Origin of the sequence: Streptomyces sp. KR55 (assembly GCF_052245645.1) — a bacterium.
Lineage (GTDB): Bacteria > Actinomycetota > Actinomycetes > Streptomycetales > Streptomycetaceae > Streptomyces > Streptomyces flavusporus.
Genome location: NZ_JBQQCE010000658.1, coordinates 1 through 3,985, shown reverse-complemented (window position 1 = coordinate 3,985; position 3,985 = coordinate 1). Strand labels below are relative to the sequence as shown.

The window sequence follows — 3,985 nt, the reverse complement described above, 5'->3', positions numbered from 1 at the left end:
TCTCGCGCTCACCCATCCCCACTTCGACCATGTCTTCGGGGCGGCCGCGTTCGCGGGTGCGGAGGTGTTCGGTGCGGTCGGTGTGGACGCCGTGCTCGGCGGGCGGCGCGGCCGCGAGGAACTGCGCGCGGACGCCGTCCACAACGGCCTCGACGCGGATACGGCGCAGGAGGCGGCCGACACCCTGGTGCCGCCGCGGCATCATGTCAGCGGCGAGTGGACCCTCGACCTGGGCCCCGACCGCCAGGTCCTGCTGGCCAACGTGGGTCCCGCCCACACCGCCCACGACCTCGTCGTGCTGGTCCCCGGCGACCCCGAGGTGGTGTTCTGCGGCGACCTGGTCGAGGAGTCCGGCGAACCGCAGGCGGGCCCCGACGCCGTACCGTCCCACTGGCCCGCCGCCCTGGACCACCTGCTCGACCTCGGCGGCGCGGACGCGCTGTACGTGCCCGGACACGGAGCGGTGGTGGACGCGGCGTTCGTACGGCGCCAGCGCGACGCCCTGGCGACGCGTTTCGGCGTGTCATAGGCGCCGCCCGCCGACTTCTCCTATCGTCATCCGAATGCGCCCGCCCGTCTCCCGCCACCACCCCTCCAACAAGGGCCCTTCGGACCCGCACCCCCGTTCGTACTCTCCGGACCTGACCCCGCCGTGGAAGAAGCCCAAGCCCGTCCCGGAGGTCCCGGCCGAGCCCGGCCTGGTGGTCGAGGAGCCCGGCACCGGTTTCTGCGGCGCGGTGATCCGCTGCGAGGCGGGCACGGTCACCCTGGAGGACCGCTTCGGCAAGCACCGGGTGTTTCCGCTGGAGCCACGCGGGTTTCTGCTGGAGGGCCGGGTGGTGACGTTGGTGAGGCCTGCTTCGGCTCCGGTACGCCCCACCCGTACGGCATCCGGTTCGGTCGCCGTCCCCGGCGCACGCGCGCGTGTGGCCCGTGCCGGGCGCATCTACGTGGAGGGCCGGCACGACGCCGAGCTGGTCGAGAAGGTCTGGGGCGACGACCTGCGCATCGAGGGCGTCGTCGTGGAGTATCTGGAGGGCATCGACGACCTGCCGTCGATCGTCGACGCCTTCGCCCCCGGCCCCGACGCCCGGCTCGGCGTCCTGGTGGACCACCTGGTGCCGGGCACGAAGGAGTGGCGCATCGCGGAGTCGGTGACGAGCGAGCACGCCCTGGTGGTCGGCCACCCGTACATCGACATCTGGCAGGCGGTGAAGCCGTCGTCGCTGGGGATCACGCAGTGGCCGCGGGTGCCGCACGGGCAGGACTGGAAGACGGGCGTGTGCCGGGCGCTGGGGTGGCCGGAAAACACCGGAGCGGCTTGGCAGGGGATTCTGGGGCGGGTGCGATCTTACCGGGATCTGGAGCCGGAGTTGTTGGGGAGGGTGGAGGAGCTGATCGACTTCGTCACGGATAGCGGTGGGGCTTGACGCCCTTGAAGGTGCCGAATTCCGTCGTGTCCAGCTCGATGCCGAGGGGTTCCAGCGGAAGCGGGGCCCCGAACTTCGTGATCTGCTGCACCTGGTAGTCGGCGTCCTCTCCCTCTCCAACGGGCTTCGTCAGCAGGACGCAGTGCGCCATGATCGGGTCGACGATGAGGTAGGCGGGGACCTTGCCGGCGGCGTAGATCGACCGTTTGATGGTGTAGTCCCGAATGACGCTGGTCTTGGACACGACCTCGACCACCAGCGTGATCAACTGGGACGGCAGCAGACGGCCCGATTCGGGCCTGGCCTCGCGCTTCAGGACCACCAAGTCCGGCACAGGCTCGCTGGCCTCGTCGATGATGTCGACATCCTGAGTCTGCAGGCGAGACCATCGCTTGCGCGGGATCTGGTCCAGCACGTCTTCCACGCACATGTTGTGCACCAGATCAGGGCTGGCCATCATCACGATTTCCCCCCGGAGAAGCTCGACCCTCACGCCCTCGGGAGGCTCGAGCTCCTCGAAGTACTTGGTCATCCCACGCTCGTCCACAGCGGTCATCTCCGTGGCCCTCCACATCCGCCGCGTACTTTTAGCGGCAGCCTACGAATCAGGGTAGGGACCGAACCGGCGCTCCGCACCGATTCACCCGCCGGAGTGATCAGTCCACCAGATCCCTGACCACCGCATCCGCCAACAACCGCCCCCGCAGCGTCAGCACCGCGTGGCCCTCCTCGTACGGCGTCTCCTGGAGGAGCCCCTCCGACAGCGCCCGGCGCGACGCCGCCAGCCCCGTCTCCCGCAGCAGCGACAACGGCACCCCCTCCCGCAACCGCAGCTCCAGCAGGATGCGCTCCACCCGGCGGTCCTCGTCGGACAGGACCTCACGCCCGGCCCCCGGCGACCGTCCCGCCGCCAGCGCCGCCGCGTACGCGCCGGGATGCTTCACGTTCCACCAGCGCACACCCCCCACGTGGCTGTGGGCGCCAGGACCCGCGCCCCACCAGTCCGCGCCGCGCCAGTACAGCTCGTTGTGCAGGCAGCGGGCGGATTCGGACGTGGCCCAGTTGGACACCTCGTACCAGTCGAAGCCGGCCTCGGACAGCCGCTGCTCCGCGATCAGGTAACGGTCGGCGTGGACGTCGTCGTCGGTCATGGGGACCTCGCCGCGGCGGATCCGGCGGGCGAGCTGTGTGCCCTCCTCGACGATCAGGGCGTATGCCGAGATGTGGTCCGGGCCGGCGCCCAGGGCGGCGTCCAGCGACGCCCGCCAGTCGTCGTCCGACTCGCCGGGCGTGCCGTAGATCAGGTCGAGGTTGACGTGCTCGAAGCCCGCCGCACGGGCCTCCGCGACGCAGGCCTCCGGACGGCCCGGCGTGTGCGTGCGGTCCAGGACCTTCAGCACATGCTGTTTCGCGCTCTGCATCCCGAAGGAGATCCGGTTGAACCCGCCCTGCCGGAGCACCGCCAGGTATGCAGGGTCCACCGACTCCGGGTTCGCCTCCGTCGTGACCTCCGCGTCCGCCGCCAGCCCGAACTCGTCGCGGATCGCCCCAAGCATCCGTACGAGATCGTCGGCCGCCAGCAGGGTCGGCGTACCGCCCCCGACGAAGACCGTGCGGACCTCGCGCGGGTCGTCGCCGAGGACCTTGCGGGCCAGGCGGATCTCGTCGATCAGGGTGTCGGCGTAGTTGTCGCGGGAGGCGAGGACGCCGCCCGTGCCGCGCAGCTCGGTCGCCGTGTAGGTGTTGAAGTCGCAGTAGCCGCAGCGGGTCGCGCAGTACTGGACGTGCAGGTAGAACCCGAGGGGGCGGTCCGCGGCCCCGGCGAGCGCGGGCGCGGGCAGCGCGCCGTCGTCGGGGACGGGCTCGCCGTCGGGGAGTGCGGAAGGCATGTCCTCCATTGTCCAGCACCCGGACGACGTACTACTCCGCCTGCAGGACCAGCAGCGCCAGGTCGTCCTCCGGCGGGCGCCCGCCGAACTCCTGCACCAGCCGATTGATCCGCTCCGCGATCAGCTCGGCGCTCAGCCCCGCGCAGCCGGCCAGTGCCGTCGCCAGCCCGTCCCCGTCGTCGAACTGGCGGGAGCCGCAGCGCCGCTCGGTCACGCCGTCCGTGACGCACAGCAGGCTGTCGCCGGGCCGCAGCTCGAACGTCTCACTCGTGTACGTCTCGTCCTCGACGACCCCTAGGAGGGTCTGCGGCTGCGCGGCCGTACGGACGTCGCCGTCGGAGTCGAGGAGCAGCGGCAGGGGGTGTCCGGCGGAGGCGAGGGTGCAGCGGACGCCGCCGTCGAAGGGGACCAGCTCGCCGTAGAGGAGGGACAGGAAGCGGGTCTGCGGGCCGTCGCTGGGGCCGACCGGGCCCACCAGGGCGCGGGCGGCCGCGTCCGCGGCCTCCGTGGCGTCGTCGAGGAGGAGCTGGTTGAGGCGGTCGAGGACATCGGCGACGCGGTAGCCCTCGCGGGCCAGCAGCCGCAGCCAGGGGCGGGCCAGGCCGATGACGACGGCGGCCTCGGGACCCTTGCCCTGGACATCGCCGACGGCGAAGCACCAGCGGC

The 3,985-nt window shown here is 71.5% G+C and carries 5 protein-coding genes; 2 read left to right on the top strand and 3 right to left on the bottom strand.

Features of this window, described 5'->3' with window-relative positions; all coding sequences use genetic code 11:
• Positions 1-529 (top strand): MBL fold metallo-hydrolase (locus tag ACTWQJ_RS47750; protein WP_443312628.1); only part of this gene is annotated, 529 nt, incomplete at its 5' end.
• A 34-nt stretch (positions 530-563) separates the two neighbouring features.
• Positions 564-1,430, top strand: a complete 867-nt coding sequence (locus ACTWQJ_RS47745) for a DUF3097 domain-containing protein (RefSeq protein ID WP_443312627.1) — start codon at positions 564-566, stop codon at positions 1,428-1,430.
• Here the strand turns inward: ACTWQJ_RS47745 and ACTWQJ_RS47740 are convergent.
• The 3 genes from ACTWQJ_RS47740 to ACTWQJ_RS47730 all read right to left on the bottom strand — a co-directional run.
• Positions 1,408-1,986, bottom strand: coding sequence for a Uma2 family endonuclease (locus ACTWQJ_RS47740; protein WP_443312626.1), 579 nt, complete (start codon positions 1,984-1,986; stop codon positions 1,408-1,410). The two genes, ACTWQJ_RS47745 and ACTWQJ_RS47740, sit on opposite strands and share 23 nt — an antisense overlap.
• A gap of 100 nt (positions 1,987-2,086) precedes the next feature.
• Entirely contained in the window at positions 2,087-3,319 is a 1,233-nt protein-coding gene (gene hemW / locus ACTWQJ_RS47735) for a radical SAM family heme chaperone HemW (RefSeq protein WP_443312625.1), read from the bottom strand.
• Between the two features lie 31 nt (positions 3,320-3,350).
• Positions 3,351-3,985: PP2C family protein-serine/threonine phosphatase (locus ACTWQJ_RS47730; protein ID WP_443312624.1), on the bottom strand; the 635-nt coding region annotated here is incomplete at its 5' end.